The sequence below is a fragment of the Nocardioides bizhenqiangii genome (genome assembly GCF_034661235.1).
Taxonomy (GTDB): Bacteria; Actinomycetota; Actinomycetes; order Propionibacteriales; family Nocardioidaceae; genus Nocardioides; species Nocardioides bizhenqiangii.
This window is the reverse complement of record NZ_CP141059.1, coordinates 2,727,512-2,743,025: the sequence shown is the minus strand read 5'-3', so window position 1 is coordinate 2,743,025 and position 15,514 is coordinate 2,727,512. Positions and strand designations below refer to the sequence as shown.

Here is a 15,514-nt window from a genome sequence, read left to right as displayed (position 1 = left end):
AAGCGTAGACGGCATCCCGCACGCCCGCCGAACCTGGCCGTGCCGTGATGCCGGAGGTCGTTGGTCCGCCGAATACAGTGACCTCCGCCATCGAGGAGGGCGGATGCGGGACACGAGGGAGGCATCGGCGACGGGGGCGGCGATCGCGTCGTGCCTCTATGCCGTCATCGCCTTCTTCATGCTCGTCCAGCAACCCGGCGCGACGACCTACGACACCCGTGCCGAGCTCACCGAGCGACCTGGCAGCTTCCTGTCGGGCGCGTTCACGCTCTGGCACCCGGAGGCCAACCTCGGGGAGTTCCAGAACCAGGCCTACGGCTACCTGTTCCCGCAGGGCGCGTGGTTCGTCCTAACCGACGCGATCGGCACTCCCGGCTGGGTCAGCCAGCGGCTGTGGTCCGCGCTCATCCTGATCGTCGCCTGCGAGGGCGCGCGCCGGGTGGCGCGCGCGGTCGGCCTGAGCGACCTCCCCGCGCTGCTGGCGGGTGTGGTGTTCGCGTTCTCGCCGCGGCTGCTCGGCACCGTCGCCGTCCAGACCGGTGAGTCGCTGCCGGGTGCGGTGATGCCCTGGCTGGTGCTGGTGGTGATCCTCCACCTGCGGGGGCTGCTGTCACCGCTGCGGACGGCGGTGCTGAGCGGCGCCGCGGTCGTGTGCATGGGCGGGGTCAATGCGGTCGAGACCGCGGCCTGCCTGCCGTTGGCGATGATCCTCGTCGTCTGGGGTGTGACGCGGAGGCTCACCAGCGTCCGTGCCGCCGTCGGCTGGTTCGCCGCGGTCGTGGCCGGTTGCCTGTGGTGGGCGCTGCCGTTGCTGGTGCTGGCGCGCTTCGCGCCGCCGTTCTACCAGTACGTCGAGAGCGCGCAGGACACGACCGCGCTCATCGGCTGGTCCGAGGCGTCCCGGGGCGACTCGTCGTGGATCGCCTACCTGGTGTCAGGGGACCAGCCGTGGTGGCCGGCGGCGTTCCATCTCGCGACGGACCCGGTGCTGGTCGTCGTCGCCGCTGTCGTGGCCGGGGTGGGTCTGCTCGGCCTGACCCTCCTCGACAGCGCGATCAAGCGACCGCTGATGCTGGCGGTCGTGCTCGGCCTCGGATGCCTGACCATCGCCCACGGCGGACCGGCCGGCGCGCCGGTCGCGGACGTCGTCCGCGGCCTCCTCGACGGGGCGCTGCAGATCTTCCGCAACGTGCACAAGATCGATCCCGTGGTCCGGCTGCCGATCGCGATCGGTTTCGGCTGTGCTGTCGCCCGGGGAGTGCAGCTGCTGGTCGAGCGTGCTCCAGGGCTCCGCACGGCTGAGCGGCTGTTGCTGCTGGCTCCGCTGCTGGTGGTGCTGGTCCTCGGCCGGCCCTACCTGCAGGCCGACGCCCGGACGCCCGGCTGGGACGAGATCCCGTCGTACTGGCAGGACACCCGGTCCTACCTGGCCGAGCACGCCCCGGGTGGTGTCGAAGGTGGCCGGACGCTCGTCGTCCCCGGCTCACGGTTCGCGCAGCACGAGTGGGGCTGGACGCTCGACGAGCCGCTGGCGATCCTCGGTGACGCGCCGATGGTCAGTCGGAGCCAGGTCCCGCTGATACCGGGGGAGTCGATCCGCTACCTCTCCGCCCTCGACCAGCTGATCGCGACCGGCCGGGCGACCGAGGCGCTGGTCGGCCAGCTGGCCCGCGCAGGGGTCACCCACGTCGTGCTCCGCCGTGACCTGCTCCGCGGGGTGACCGGTTCTCCTCACCCCGGCGCGTCCGCGGTCTCGCTGGCGCGGGCGGGTCTCGAGCGGGTGGCCGGGTTCGGCCGCGGCGTGGACGGAGCGGCCCAGGTCGAGGTCTTCGAGGTCCCCGACCAGCTGCCGCTGCTGCGGGCCACGCCGGCAGACGACGTGGTCACCGTGCGCGGGGCGGCGGAGAGCGTGCTCGCGGTCGAGGGCGGCGGTCTGGTCGGGGCAGACGCGCCGACGGTGCTCGAGGGGGAGCCGGGTTGGGAGCGCGCGGCGACGGTGGTGACCGACAGCGACCAGCGGCGCGAGCGAGCCTTCGGCAACAACGACGAGTCGCTCTCCGCGATCATGACCGCGACCGAGCCGTGGCGGGTGGACCGAGCCGCGCACGACTTCCCGGGCGGCCCGGGCGACCAGGTGGTCGCGAGGTACGACGGCCTCGCGTCGGTCACAGCCTCCTCCGCACAGGGCTATGCGGACAACTACGGGCCGGTCCTGGTCCAGGCGGGTCCGGCGGCGGCCGTCGACGGCGACATCGACACCCAGTGGGTCAGCTCGGTCGCCGGCGAGCCCGACGAGCAGTGGCTCCGGCTGGACTTCGACGAGGCCCGACCGGTCCGGGAGGTGACGATCACGCCGGTGGCGGACGACCCGGCGGTGGTGCCGATCCGGACCCTCGAGGTGGTCGCCGGTTCGCAGCGGATCCGCGTCGGCGTCAACACCTCGGGTGCTCCGGCGGTCGTCGAGCTCGACGGCAGCGAGGTCGACAGCGTCGAGATCCGGGTGCTCGCCGCGGCCACCGCGGACCGTGGTGCCCGGGTCGGTCTGCGCGAGGTCGCCGTGGACGGGCTCCGTCCGGAGCGGACGCTCGTCCTGCCCGGCAGCGTCCCGGGCACGGCGGGGTGGGCCTTCAGCACGACGCCCGGCCGGCGCGCCTGCTTCGTCGTTCTCGGCGCCCCGGACTGCGACGTCGCGCGGATCCGGGTCTCCGAGGAGAAGGCCGGCCTGGACCGCACCTTCACGCTCGACGGGCGCCAGCAGGTGTCGCTCACCGGGCACGTGGTGGCGCGCAGCACGCCGGAGGCGGCCCGGCTCCTCGACCTGATCCAGCGCCGGCCTCCGATCATCGCCTCGTCGACCTACGGTCAGGACCCGCGGGTCGCCCCGCGGTTCGCGTACGACGGCCAGCGGACCACGGCATGGGTCTCCGACGACGGCGATCTCTACCCGACGCTCACGTTCCGGTGGCGGAAGCTCCGGACGATCACCGGGATCACCGTCGCGTCGGGAGAGCAGGCCCCCGTGGGCGCCGTGGTCACGGCGAACGGCCGCACCCAGCGGGTCAGGCTCAGCGGCGACACCAAGATCGCGCTCGAACGGGTGCGGACCCATCGCCTGGTGGTGCGCTTCGAGAAGCCGCCGGAGGCCTCGCACGTGGTCGTCCCGGAAATCGAGATCGCCGGGCTCGACGTGACCCGACCGTTCGATCCGGAGCTGCGGACCGGCGCCGTCTGCGGGCTCGGTCCGGTGCTCTCCCTCGACGGTCGGCAGATTGCGACCCGGGTGACCGGGACGATGGCCGACGTCGTCAACGGCAGTCCGCTCGCGCTCGAGGCGTGCGACGAGAGGACCGGCGCTCCCGTGGACATCGATGTCGGGGAGGGCGAGCACCGGCTGCACGCGACGCCGACTGCCGACTTCGAGGTCATCGACCTGCGGGCGGGCGGAGGGCCGCTGCCGCCGTACTCCCCGCGGCGGGAGGTCAGCATCGAGCGCTGGGACGGCTCGGAGCGCACCGCGGAGGTCGGTGCCGGCGAGGAGACCCTGCTCTCGGTGCCGGAGAACTACAACGACGGCTGGGTCGCCGAGGTCGACGGGGAAGAGCTGACGCCGGTGCGGGTCGACGGGTGGCAACAGGGCTGGGTGCTGCCGGCGGGGGAGCAGGTCACCGTCGAGCTTCGCTACCGCCCGCAGGCGACGTACGACGTCATCCTGCCCCTCGGGCTGGCCGTCAGCGGCGCGCTGCTGCTGGGCGCCCTGGTGATCGCCGTGCTGGGCCTCGTCGCAAGGATCCGCGGACGCCGCCCGTCAGCCGCTCCGGACGTCGCCTGGCCGGCCGCCGACGCGCCGGACCGTGTGGTGTGGGCCGCGGCGGTCGGTGCCGCGCTGCTGCTGCTCGGTCCGGTCGCCGCGGTCGGGGTGGTCGCGGGAGCGGTCGGTGGACGGTGGCTGCTTCGGGTCGCGGGCGCCGGTGGCGCCCTGATCGCGCTGTCCGGCCTGCTCGACGCGCTCGGCAGGCCGGAGACGTTCGAGACCACCGCCGACCTCGCGGCCGCGCTGGGTGTCGGCCTGGTGGCCGGGCTGGTGCTCGGGCTGCCGCAGCGCCGGCCGCCGCGGCTCACGGCGGGCGAGGGCACGGCATGAGGAGCTGGCGAGGCCCCCAGGGCGCGGCCGCGATCGCCGTGATCGTGGTGATGCTGGTCGTGCGCGGGCGGCTGCTGGCCGGCTCCTACTTCAACCAGGACGACTTCTACATGACCGGCCGGGCCTACCGGTCCGACCTCTCCTGGGACTTCCTGTTCTCGGACTTCGCCGGTCACGTCAACCCGTTCCAGCAGCTGACGCTGTGGGTGGTCGCCCACCACGCGCCGTACGACTGGCCGGTCATCGCCACCGCCATCCTCGCCGTCAACCTCGCCGCGACGGTGCTGGTCTGGCTGATCCTGTCGCGGCTGCTGGACCGGCAGTGGTCGCGGGTGGTCCTGCTCGCCGTCTTCGCGTGGGCGCCGATGACCCTGGTGCCGACGCTGTGGTGGAGCGCCGCGATGTTCCTGTGGCCGCACGTGCTCGGCTCCCTCGCTGCGATCTGGCTCCTCGTCCGCTGGCGCCAGGGCGACGGGAGCGCGTGGGTCAACGGCGTCGGCATCGTGCTGGTCACCGCGGCCGCCCTCCTCTGGCACGAGCGGGCGGTGCTGATCCTGCCCCTGGTCTTCGGCGTCGCGGTGGCGCTCGCGGACGAGGCGACCGGGTGGCGGCGGCTGACTGCCGCGCTGGGCCGGTTCCGCTGGCTGTGGCTCGGGATGGCGGGCGCGGTGGTGGGCTTCCTCGTCGTCCACGGGCTGCTCACCGACGTCGAGGGCGGCGGCGGCACGGCGCGCCAGCAGGTCGAGGTGTCGTGGTCGTTCGTCGGCCGGAGCGTGGTGCCGGGGCTGGTCGGTGGCCCGTGGGCGGGCCGGACGATCGGCGGTGCGGTGGTCCCGGCAGCCTGGGTCACCGTGGCGAGCATCGGGCTGGTCGTCGCCGTCGTCGGACTGCTGCTGTGGCGGGGCGGGCCGGCGCGCCGCTGGGGACTGGCGGTGCTCGCCGGGTACGTCGCCGCCGACCTCGGGCTCCTGCTCGCCGGCCGCTCCGGGTTCGGGCAGGTCATCGGCCTCGACCCGCGTTATTCCTCCGACACCCTCCACGCCGCGGTGGTCTGCGTCGCGCTCTGCCTCCGCGGCGCCTCGTGGCCGGCACTCGCGGCGAAGCGCAGCCGTGCGCTCGTGGTCGGCGCGCTGCTGGCGGCGTACGGCGTCGCATCGGCGTTCGGTACGGCGCTGCTGGTGCCGCACTTCCAGAACACGCAGGACCGCGCGTTCATCACCCATCTCCGCGACGACCTCGCGGCCGATCCCACCCAGGTCATCCTGGACGGACCGGCGCCCGAGGAGCTGGTGCTGCCGTTGGTCGGCGACGACAACCGGTACTCCGTCATCCTCGGACCGCTCCCCGAGCTGCCGGCCTTCGACGAGCCGTCCCCGCGTCTGCGTGCGGTGGGGCCGGACGGCCGGCTCGGGCAGGTCGAGATGTCTGGCGGGGTGTCGAGCGTCGCGGGGCCGGACGGCGAGTGCGGCTACGAGGTGTCGACGACGCCCGTCGACGTCGAGATGGCGCTGCCGGTGGAGGGCCGGGTCCTGCTCCGGGTCCGCTACTACGCCGGGGCCGAGTCCACCGTGACTGCGAGCGCCGAGGACTGGACCGAGGAGTTCCTCGCCCGGCGCGGCCCCAACGAGCTCTGGCTGGTGCTGCCGGACGTCCCGGGCGCGGTGACCGACATCGGGCTGGTGGGTGACGGCCGGGCCGAGGTCTGCGTGACCGACGTCCTCGCCGGCCTCCCGGAGCAGCCGTGATCAAGCCCGGCCGCGGGACGGTTGTCGACCTGGCCTGGAGCACCGCGCTCGCGCTCGCGGTGTTCGGACCGTTGCTCGCCGGTCGCGGGTACTGGCTCGTCGGCGACATGGTCTTCGTGCCCGACCAGCCGTGGAAGCCCGCCTGGCTCGGACTCGACGGCGCCCTGCCGCGGGCGGTGCCGATGGATGCCCTCGTCTCGGTCGCGACCCAGTTCGTGCCCGGCAGCTGGGTCCAGCGCGGGCTGCTCGTCGGCGGGTTCCTGCTCGGCGGCGTGGGCATCGGCCGGGTCGTCCGCGCGCACGCGTGGTACGCCCGGGCCGCCGCCATCACCCTGCTGCTGTGGAACCCCTGGGTCTACGAACGGCTGCTGATCGGCCAGTGGGCCATCCTGCTCGGCTACCTGGCGCTGCCGTGGGTCGTCCTCGCCGCCCGCCGGCTCCGTGACGAGCCACGAAACGGGTGGGCCGAGGCAGCGATCGCGGTCACGGTGTCGGCGGTTTGCAGTCCGTCGAGCGGGGTGATGGCGGTGGCGGTGCTCGCCGTGCTCGGCACCACGCGCGACCGCCGAACCTGGATGGCCACCGCCGCGGTCGGGGTGGTCGGCAACCTGACCTGGGTGGTGCCCGCCCTCACCGCGGCCGCGACCGACGTGTCGACGCAGGGCGTGTTCGCCGCGTTCGCGGCTCGGGGCGAGTCCGGTGCCGGGCTGCTGCCCAGCCTGGTCTCGCTCGGCGGCATCTGGAAGACGTCGATCCTGCCCGAGGCCCGCACCAGCGCCGCCCTGGTCGTCCTCTCCTGCCTGCTCACCGTCGCCGCCGCTGCCGGCCTCCGCCGCGCGGTGAGGAAGCACCCGGGGGAGTGGCCGCGCCTGGCCGGGCTCGGACTCGCGGCGCTCGCCGTCGCGGCGGCCCCGGCCGTGCCGGGCGGCGCCGAGGCGCTCGAGGACCTGGCGGCGCGGCTGCCGGGGCTCGCGCTGCTGCGGGACTCCCACCGGTTCCTCGCGCCGCTCGGCGTGGTGCTCGCGGTGGGCGCAGCCGGTGCGGCGACCGCGGTCCGGGAGCGGGTCCGGCCGGGTCGTGGCGCACTGTGGTCGGTCGTCGGACTGATCGTCGCGGCCCCCGTGCTGCTGCTGCCCGGTCTGGCCTGGGGGGCCGCGGGCGAGCTGGAGCGGTCGTCCTACCCCGCGGAGTGGGAGGAGGTCGCGGCGCTGCTCGGGGACGCCCCGGGGCGCGTCGTCGTGCTCCCGTGGGAGGGGGCCTACCGCGGCTACGACTGGAACCACCGGCGCGCGGTCCTCGACCCGGCGCCGCGCTACTTCCCGGGCGAGGTGCTCGTCGACGACCGGGTCCTCCTCGACGACGGCGCCGTGCCGGCCGAGGACCCGCGGGTGGAAGAGGTACGGCGCGCGCTGGATGCCGCCGATCCGGCAGCCGCGCTCGAGTCGCTCGGCGTGCGCTGGGTGCTGGTGGAGAAGGGCCGGCCCGGGATCGACGTGCCTGAGGGCGACCTGGCGTACGACGGCGACGAGCTTTCCCTGGTGGAGCTGTCCTCCTCGGGGTCGGCCCCGGGAGGTATCTACGGTGATAACAGTTCCGGGACAATTGTCCTGATCGTTACCGGCCACACCGCTTCGATGGTTTTGCTTTTGGTAGGTGCGTTCCGTCACAATGCGGGTCACGCGACCTGTTCACCGGGTCGCAAGGTCTTTGGGAGGGGACCTTTCGCATGAACGTGATCATTTCTTCGATCGTCGGCGCGCTGGCGTCCGGTGCCGTGCTCGTCGGTGGAGTCCAGGCTTACCAGAGCGGGACCGACCAGGAGCCGGTCAGCAAGAACGAGCTCTACACCTACTCGAGCCAGTAGTCAGCACGGCCGTCCGCAGCGGGGAGCGCGCGGACAGCCGAACCACGACGTGCCCCAAGGGAGCGGGGCGGGTCACGACGCTGACGGCTTGGGAGGGTCCGGATGCTTCATATCGTCATTCCTGCGTACAACGAGGAGCTGCGGCTGCCGCGTACGCTGCGCGCGCTGCGCCGCTTCGCCACCGACCGTACGTCGATGTGGGGCGGGGTCGAGGTGCTGGTCGTCGACAACGACAGCTCCGATCGCACGGCTGAGGTCGCCCTCGCCGCGGCCACTCCCGCGATGCCGGTGCGGGTCGTCCGCTGCCTGCGCCGCGGCAAGGGCGCCGCGGTCCGCGCCGGTCTGCTCGCGAGCGACGCTGACCTGGTCGCCTTCATGGACGCCGACGGCGCCACCGACCTTGCCGCCCTCGACGCGGCCTGGCATCGCCTCCACCTCGGCGCGGATGTCGTGATCGGCTCCCGCGGCCTCGACGGCTCCGTCGCCGACGTCCGCAGCTGCCGCACCCGCACGGCGGGCGCGGCCTGCTACCGCCGCGTGGCCCGCCGTCTGGTGCCGGGCGTCGCCGACACCCAGTGCGGCTTCAAGGTGATGCACGGTGCGCTCGCCCGCGCGGTCGCCACGAACCTGGTCGCCCCTGGGTTCTCCTTCGACGTCGAGCTCCTCGTCCGGCTGCGCGCGGCCGGCGCCAGGATCGACGAGATCCCCGTGACCTGGACCGACGTGCCCGGGTCCACCTTCGTGCCGGCCCGCCACGGTGCCGGCGCCTTCGCCGAGCTTGCTGCGATCGCCTGGCGCACGCGGCACCTCGGCGCCCCGGTCGCCGGCAGGGCGACCGTCGGGGCGCGGTCGCAGTCCCCCATGCCGCTTCCCGCCCCCGTCGCCCTGCCGGTCGCCCTGGCCGTCCCGGCCGCCGCGTCGTTGCTGGGTGAGGCCTGAGATGACCATCCGGCCGATGTCGACCCCACTCGCCGGACGGCGGGTGGCGATCGTCAATTGGCGCGACACCGAGCACTCGCTGGCCGGCGGGTCGGAGATCTACGCCTGGGAGCTCGCTCGCGCGCTGCGCGAGGGTGGTGCCGACGTCGAGTTCCTCACCGCCCGCGAGCCCGGCCAGGAGGCGACCGTCGTCCGCGACGGCATCGTCGTACGCCGGCGCGGGGGTCCGTTCTCGTTCTACCCGCACACGGCGCTGCGGCTGCTCGCCCGGCGCCGCCGGGTCGACGCCGTGATCGACCCCTCGTGCGGTCTGCCGTCCTTCGCGCCACTGTTCCTGCGCCGCCGGACCCCCGTGGTGCTGGTGATGCACCACGTCCACCAGGCGCAGTTCTCGACGCACTTCCCCGCGCCCGTCGCTGCGCTCGGCCGGTGGCTCGAGCGGGTGCCGATGCCGATGGTCTACCGCCGCCGCCGGGTCGTCGCCGTGTCGGCCTCGACCGCCGAAGAGATGCGCCGACAGCTCGGTTGGAAGGGATCCGTCGGCCTGCTCGCCAACGGAGCGGACCTGCCGCCGCTCGGCGCCGGCGACCCGGAGGCGAAGGACCCCGACCGGATCGCCGTGCTCGGCCGGCTCGTGGCGCACAAGCGGGTCGACCTGGTCATCCGCGCCCTCGACGCGCTGCGCACGGACCACCCCCGCCTCCGGCTGGACGTCATCGGGAAGGGACCCGAGCGACGCGAGCTCGAGGGCCTCGTCGCCCGGCTCGGCCTCGCCCATCGGGTGACCTTCCACGGCTTCGTCGACGACGACACCAAGGCGGCGCTCCTGGCGCGCGCTTCGGTCCACGTCTGCGCGTCCGATGCAGAGGGATGGGGCCAGGCCGTGGTCGAGGCAGCCGGACACGGCGTGCCGACAGTGGCCAGGGACGTCCCCGGCCTCCGCGACTCCGTGGTCGCCGGCGAGTCCGGCTGGCTGGTGCCCGACGCCGACGACCTCGAGGAGGTCGGCCGCCGCCTGACGGCCCAGGTGCGCGCAGCACTGGCCGAGACCGCGGCCCCGGCGGATCGGGCCCGCCACTTCCAGGCCTGCCAGGCCTGGGCCCACCGGTTCGACTGGTCGGAGATGCGCCGGCAGGCGCTCGACCTGGTCACCGGCGAGCTGGGCATCAACGAACCCGCGGCGAGCACCACCGTGCCCGACGCTCAACACCGCCCGCGAGAAGAACGCGTGGCCGTAATTGGAGGAACTGCATGCGTCGAATGATCGGACCGGTTCTCGTCGGACTGGGGGTGTTCCTCATCGTGGCCGCGGGCCTGGTGCGCTTCTACGCCTACCCGGCGCTCGCCAAGGTGCCCGCCGGATACAGCAGTACCACGAAGTTGGAGGCGAACGACGCTCAGGTGTTCAACTCCAGTCTCGACGTCCTTGCGCCTGAGACCCACGATCTCTCGATCACCTCGAAGACCCACGAGAACGTGAGCGCCGACGCACCTGACGGCGTCGTGGTGTGGGTCAACCTGACCACGATCAAGCGCGGCGACGGCACCGAGTTCCAGAAGGCGACAGAGCAGGTGGCCTTCGACGAGGTGACCGGCGAAGCGGTCGACTGCGAGGAGTGCGACCAGTTCATCGAGGTCCGGGACATCGCGGACGACAGCGCCGAGCGGGTGTCGACGACGTTCGAGGGACAGGTCTACAAGTTCCCGTTCAACACAGAGCGCAAGGACTACGACCAGTGGGACGGCACCCTCGGCGAGAGCTTCCCCGCGACGTACGAGGGTGAAGAGGACGTCCAAGGCGTCGCCGTCTACAAGTTCGTGCAGGAGATCGAGCCGACCGTGATCGAGACCCGCGACGTCCCGGGCTCCGTCTTCGGATCGGACGAGCCGTCTGTCCAGGCCGAGATGGTCTACGCGATGACGCGCACCTTCTACGTCGAGCCGGTCACCGGCTCGCCCATCGACCGGGTCGAGGAGCGCACCCAGGAGCTGGTGTACGACGGCGTGCGGGTGCCTGCCTTCGTCGGGACCGTCGAGTACACCGACGCCCAGGTCGACGACAACGTGGAGAAGGTCGACAACAAGGCGTCGCTCCTCGGAGGGGCACGGGTCCTGTACCCGGTCATCCTCCTGGTGCTCGGCGGCGTGCTGCTCGGTCTCGGACTCATCTTCAACAAGCGGCTGTCGAGCGACGCCGACCAGGACACCCACCAGGACCGGCCCTTGGTCTCGGCCTGACGCAGCCACTGGACCTCCCGAGGAGGGGGCGGGCGGGCTGGCAGCCCCGAGGCTAGGCCAGCCTGCCCCCGACGGCCTCGAGCACTCGCTCGAGGCCGTCGGCGTGCCAGTCGGCCGCACGCGCACGCAGCGTGAGGACCGTGCGGCCGCCATGACCCACCGCGCCGAGCGCGATGCCGGTGCCCCCGGCCGTCACCGGGTGGAACACCAGGCGGTCGATGGCCGGCGCGGTCACCTCGCCCAGGTGGGAGACCAGCAGCGTCGACCCGAGTCGGCGCGCCAGCAGTCGCATCGCGATCGCGGCCGCCCGGTTGACACTGCCGGACCGGGTGCCCGGCGGGCGCTCGACAGGCGCTTCCCGCAGGGCACGCTCGATCTCGGGCAGCTCGAGCCGCTCGACGTCGCGCAGCCGCAGCAGGGCGCTCCGGTCCTCGATCAACCCGTTGGGATCCGGGTCGCGGGTGACGCCGACCGCCACGGCGACATGCGGTCCGGCGCCGAGGTCGGCGAGCGCCGCGACGGCGGCGTGCACGATCTGCCCCGTGCGGAACGAGCCGGGAAGCTCGATCTCGACCATGACGTCGCCGGCCGCCGGTCCGCGGCCCTGCGGAGGGATCCGGGCTGGTGGGCGGAGCGCAGCCTCGACGAGCCGGCGGACGACCGTGCCGGCGTACCCGTGGCCGGCGGAGCGATCGCCCACGCCGCGCGCCGATGACGTCACGGGCCCGTGGCCGAGCTGCTCCAGGATGCGCAACAGACCGAGACCGTCGACGGCGGCGTGGTGGGCGGACACCACGAGGTCGTGGCCGGCGACGCCGACGACGACCGGCTGCGGATCGGGCGCGACCAACGCTCGACGCAGCTCGGCGGTCGATGTTGCCGTTCGGACGGTGTCGTCGACCTGCGGTTGGTCGGGCAGCGTCGCCGTCAGCAGGATCCGCCACCCGATCGACGGGTCGGCGACCCAGTGCCCGGTCGTGGGCGTGGTCACGGCTTGCGCGCCGAGACCACCAGGCTCACGCCGGGCAGCCGGCGCAGCGGCAACACCCGTTCGAGCGCGACCGCCGACCGCAGCCCGGCGTTGAGGACCGGGTGGACCGGGTCCATCTCGCTCTCGGCCTCGCTCCGCCTCCGCCGCCGGGCCCGCACCACCGGCCGCAGCAGGACGTTCCACGACCACATGTCCTCGATCTCGAGGCCGGCGCCCGAGACCACCGCCGCGAGCTGGTCGCGCTCGTAGCGGCGGACGTGCCCGAGGGCGACGTCGTGGCCGCTCCACAGCTTCATGCTGCACGGGACGGCGATCAGCGCCCGGCCACCGTGCCGCAGCACCCGGGCGGTCTCGCTCGCGACCGCACCGTCGTCCTCGATGTGCTCCCACACGTCGGTCGACATGACCAGGTCGAACGTCGCGTCGTCGAAGGGCATCGCCGTGGCGTCGCCGCGGACGACGGCCAGGCCGCGGGAGGCGGCGATCTCCGCGCCGGCGGCGGAGTACTCCAGCCCGGTCGCCGACCACCCGAGCTCCCGCAGCACGGCGGTGTTGCCGCCCCCGGCGCACCCGACGTCGAGCGCCCGCCCCGCCGGCCAGCGCGAGGCCGTACGTCGCACCATCGCCCGGCGCTCGGCGTACCACCAGTGCCGTTGCTCGAGCGCCGCCGACTTGGCGATCTCCTCGTCGTCCACCCCGTGACTCTAGGGGAGGCCGGCCCGTTCAACGCGGCCGGCAGCGTGGCGGGCGGAGGTGCCGCCCGTCACCCGACCGTGAGCCGACGACGGCCTGCCCAATGCCGGGCGGTTCCTCCGAAGACACGCTCGGCCCATTCAACCCAGGAGGTCGGCCCCGAAGATCGCCGTGCCCGGCGTCACCCGCCCGCGCACGGCGGACCACCCGCCCCAGAGCCGGTCGTGGTCGGCCGGCCACTCCGGCTCCAGCAGGGTGGTGAGCCGGAACCCACCGGCGGCGAGCAGGCCGACCCAGTCACCCAGCGTGCGGTGGTGCTCGACATACGCGACGACTCCGGTCGTGTCGTCGACCTCGACGTACGGCGTCCGGTCCCAGTAGGACTGGCTCGCCGTCAACCCCTCCTCGGTGGGGTCGTCCGGAAACATCCACCGCGTCGGGTGGGTGATCGAGAACGCGAACCGACCGCCGGGACGCAGCACTCGCGCGGTCTCCGCGACCGCCTGCTCGATGTCGGCCACGAACTGGAGGGCGCCGAAGGCGCAGAAGACCACGTCGAAGCTGGACGCGGCGAACGGGAGCGCGGTCGCGGTGCCCCGCACGCTCGGCACCGCGATGGCGGTGGCGTCGTCGATGCGCCGGGAGTGCTGGAGCTGACGGTGCGAGAGGTCGAGGCCGAACGCCCGGCCGCCCTGGCTGCGGATCCACCGCGAGCACTGACCGGCACCGGATCCGACCTCGAGCACGTCGCGGTCGGCGAGGGTGCCGAGGACGCCCGCCTCCGCCTCGGTCAGGCCCTCGGGGCCCCACACGAACCCCACGTCCCCGAGGAAGTCACCGTGGGTCGCCTGGTACTCGTCGGCGTAGCGGTCCCAGTCCGGGCCGTTGGCCTGGCGGGACTCGTCCTCGGACACTGCCCGCCGATGGGCGGTCACCGGCGGATGGGGCCAGTGCTCCTGCCTGGGTTGCCCAGCCTGCTCCACGCGGGAGAGGGTACGCCGCGAGCCCGGAGCCGGCGACGGCCGCCGTCGCTGGAACCGGGCTCAGTTGGACTCCGGCGTCGGCGGCCGCGTACCCTGGACAAGTCTGCGGTCTCCCGACCGCGGTCGTTCCATGCCCTCTACATCTGCCCATCCAAGGACTGACCTCTCCATATGACGAGCACCCTCTCGACCCCGCTGGCCAGCCGATACGACGACGACGCCCCTCAGGTGGCGGTCAACGACATCGGCTCGGAGGCGGACTTCCTGGCCGCGATCGACCAGACCATCAAGTACTTCAACGACGGTGACATCGTGGATGGCACCATCGTCAAGGTCGACCGGGACGAGGTCCTGCTCGACATCGGCTACAAGACCGAGGGCGTCATCCCCTCGCGCGAGCTGTCGATCAAGCACGACGTCGACCCGTCCGAGGTCGTCTCGGTCGGCGACAAGGTCGAGGCCCTGGTCCTCCAGAAGGAGGACAAGGAAGGCCGCCTCATCCTGTCCAAGAAGCGCGCCCAGTACGAGCGCGCCTGGGGCACGATCGAGGAGATCAAGGAGGCCGACGGCGTCGTCGAGGGCACCGTGATCGAGGTCGTCAAGGGCGGCCTGATCATCGACATCGGGCTCCGCGGCTTCCTCCCCGCCTCGCTGGTGGAGATGCGTCGCGTGCGCGACCTGCAGCCGTACGTCGGTCAGACCCTCGAAGCGAAGATCATCGAGCTCGACAAGAACCGCAACAACGTGGTGCTGTCGCGCCGCGCCTGGCTGGAGCAGACCCAGTCCGAGGTGCGCCACGGCTTCCTCACCCAGCTGCAGAAGGGCCAGATCCGCAAGGGCGTCGTGTCCTCGATCGTCAACTTCGGTGCGTTCGTCGACCTCGGCGGAGTCGACGGCCTGGTCCACGTCTCCGAGCTGTCGTGGAAGCACATCGACCACCCGTCCGAGGTGGTCACCGTCGGTGACGAGGTCACCGTCGAGGTGCTCGACGTCGACATGGACCGCGAGCGGGTCTCGCTGTCGCTCAAGGCGACGCAGGAGGACCCCTGGCAGCACTTCGCCCGCACCCACCAGATCGGTCAGATCGTGCCCGGCAAGGTCACCAAGCTGGTGCCGTTCGGCTCGTTCGTGCGGGTCGAGGAGGGCATCGAGGGCCTGGTCCACATCTCCGAGCTGGCCGAGCGCCACGTGGAGATCCCGGAGCAGGTCGTCCAGGTCAACGACGACGTCATGGTCAAGATCATCGACATCGACCTCGAGCGTCGCCGGATCTCGCTGTCGCTGAAGCAGGCCAACGAGAACCCCGCCGCTTCCGACGTCGAGGAGTTCGACCCGACCCTCTACGGCATGCCGGCGACCTACGACGACCAGGGCAACTACGTCTACCCCGACGGCTTCGACCCGGAGACCGGCGAGTGGCTCGAGGGCTTCGAGGACCAGCGCGCGCTCTGGGAGGACCAGTACGCCAAGGCGCACGCCCGCTGGGAGGCGCACGTCAAGCAGCAGGCCGACGCCAAGCAGGCCGAGATCGAGGCCGGCGAGGCGACGACGTACTCCTCCGGCGCCGGCGCGGCCTCGGACGAGACCGAGGTGGCCGAGGACGCGGGCGGCTCGCTCGCGTCGGACGAGGCGCTCCAGGCGCTCCGTGAGAAGCTGACCGGCGGCAGCGCCTGATCGCCGCACGCTGAACGCAACAACGGCCCCCACGTCCGAGGACGTGGGGGCCGTTCGCGTTGTCAGCCCTGCGGCGGGTCAGCGCCGGTTGAGCAGGCTGGCGGGCGGGCGGAATGCTTGGTCGACGGAGTGGGAGGTGGGGGGCGGCAGCTGGCCGCGGTCGTCGCGCACAATCGCGTGCACCGTGGCTGCGACGGCTGCCACGATCACGAGGAGGATGAAGTAGGTCATGGCAGAAAGTCTGCC

The 15,514-nt window shown here is 72.8% G+C and carries 12 protein-coding genes; 8 read left to right on the top strand and 4 right to left on the bottom strand.

What is annotated here, in order from left to right; all coding sequences use genetic code 11:
- Positions 1-103: 103 nt before the first annotated feature.
- From SHK19_RS13330 to SHK19_RS13300, 7 genes are all read left to right on the top strand, one after another.
- Positions 104-4,141 carry an alpha-(1->3)-arabinofuranosyltransferase domain-containing protein gene (locus SHK19_RS13330; RefSeq protein WP_322936513.1) on the top strand — a complete coding sequence of 1,346 codons (4,038 nt, stop codon included), beginning with the start codon at positions 104-106 and terminating at the stop codon, positions 4,139-4,141.
- Positions 4,138-5,886, top strand: coding sequence for a hypothetical protein (locus SHK19_RS13325; RefSeq protein ID WP_322936512.1), 1,749 nt, complete (start codon positions 4,138-4,140; stop codon positions 5,884-5,886). The genes SHK19_RS13330 and SHK19_RS13325 overlap by 4 nt, the downstream gene beginning before the upstream one ends.
- Complete coding sequence (locus tag SHK19_RS13320; protein ID WP_322936511.1) at positions 5,883-7,616, top strand: hypothetical protein; 1,734 nt, start codon at positions 5,883-5,885, stop codon at positions 7,614-7,616. Before SHK19_RS13325 ends, SHK19_RS13320 begins: the two co-directional genes overlap by 4 nt.
- Positions 7,613-7,750 carry a hypothetical protein gene (locus SHK19_RS13315; RefSeq protein WP_322936510.1) on the top strand — a complete coding sequence of 46 codons (138 nt, stop codon included), beginning with the start codon at positions 7,613-7,615 and terminating at the stop codon, positions 7,748-7,750. The genes SHK19_RS13320 and SHK19_RS13315 overlap by 4 nt, the downstream gene beginning before the upstream one ends.
- 102 nt (positions 7,751-7,852) lie before the next feature.
- Positions 7,853-8,689 carry a glycosyltransferase gene (locus SHK19_RS13310; RefSeq protein WP_322936509.1) on the top strand — a complete coding sequence of 279 codons (837 nt, stop codon included), beginning with the start codon at positions 7,853-7,855 and terminating at the stop codon, positions 8,687-8,689.
- Positions 8,690-8,705: 16 nt separating this feature from the next.
- Complete coding sequence (locus SHK19_RS13305; protein WP_322936508.1) at positions 8,706-9,953, top strand: glycosyltransferase family 4 protein; 1,248 nt, start codon at positions 8,706-8,708, stop codon at positions 9,951-9,953.
- Positions 9,950-10,927: a DUF3068 domain-containing protein gene (locus SHK19_RS13300; RefSeq protein ID WP_322455439.1), complete on the top strand. Its 978-nt coding sequence runs from the start codon at positions 9,950-9,952 to the stop codon at positions 10,925-10,927. Before SHK19_RS13305 ends, SHK19_RS13300 begins: the two co-directional genes overlap by 4 nt.
- Before the next feature lie 52 nt (positions 10,928-10,979).
- Here SHK19_RS13300 and SHK19_RS13295 read toward each other — a convergent pair whose 3' ends face one another.
- The 3 genes from SHK19_RS13295 to SHK19_RS13285 all read right to left on the bottom strand — a co-directional run bounded on the left by SHK19_RS13295 (position 10,980) and on the right by SHK19_RS13285 (position 13,594).
- A complete protein-coding gene (locus SHK19_RS13295) occupies positions 10,980-11,918 on the bottom strand; it encodes a hypothetical protein (protein ID WP_322936507.1) in 939 nt (312 codons plus the stop codon).
- Positions 11,915-12,613: a class I SAM-dependent methyltransferase gene (locus SHK19_RS13290; RefSeq protein ID WP_322936506.1), complete on the bottom strand. Its 699-nt coding sequence runs from the start codon at positions 12,611-12,613 to the stop codon at positions 11,915-11,917. Before SHK19_RS13290 ends, SHK19_RS13295 begins: the two co-directional genes overlap by 4 nt.
- Positions 12,614-12,751: 138 nt before the next feature.
- The gene (locus SHK19_RS13285; protein ID WP_322455436.1) at positions 12,752-13,594 is read right to left on the bottom strand and encodes a class I SAM-dependent methyltransferase; all 843 of its coding nucleotides are present in this window, start codon (positions 13,592-13,594) and stop codon (positions 12,752-12,754) included.
- A 171-nt stretch (positions 13,595-13,765) separates the two neighbouring features.
- Between SHK19_RS13285 and rpsA the strand changes: the two genes are divergently transcribed.
- Entirely contained in the window at positions 13,766-15,268 is a 1,503-nt protein-coding gene (gene rpsA, locus SHK19_RS13280) for a 30S ribosomal protein S1 (protein WP_322455435.1), read from the top strand.
- A gap of 78 nt (positions 15,269-15,346) precedes the next feature.
- Here rpsA and SHK19_RS13275 read toward each other — a convergent pair whose 3' ends face one another.
- Positions 15,347-15,499 (bottom strand): hypothetical protein, encoded by a 153-nt coding sequence (locus SHK19_RS13275; protein ID WP_322455434.1) that lies wholly within the window; start codon positions 15,497-15,499, stop codon positions 15,347-15,349.
- Positions 15,500-15,514: the final 15 nt, after the last annotated feature.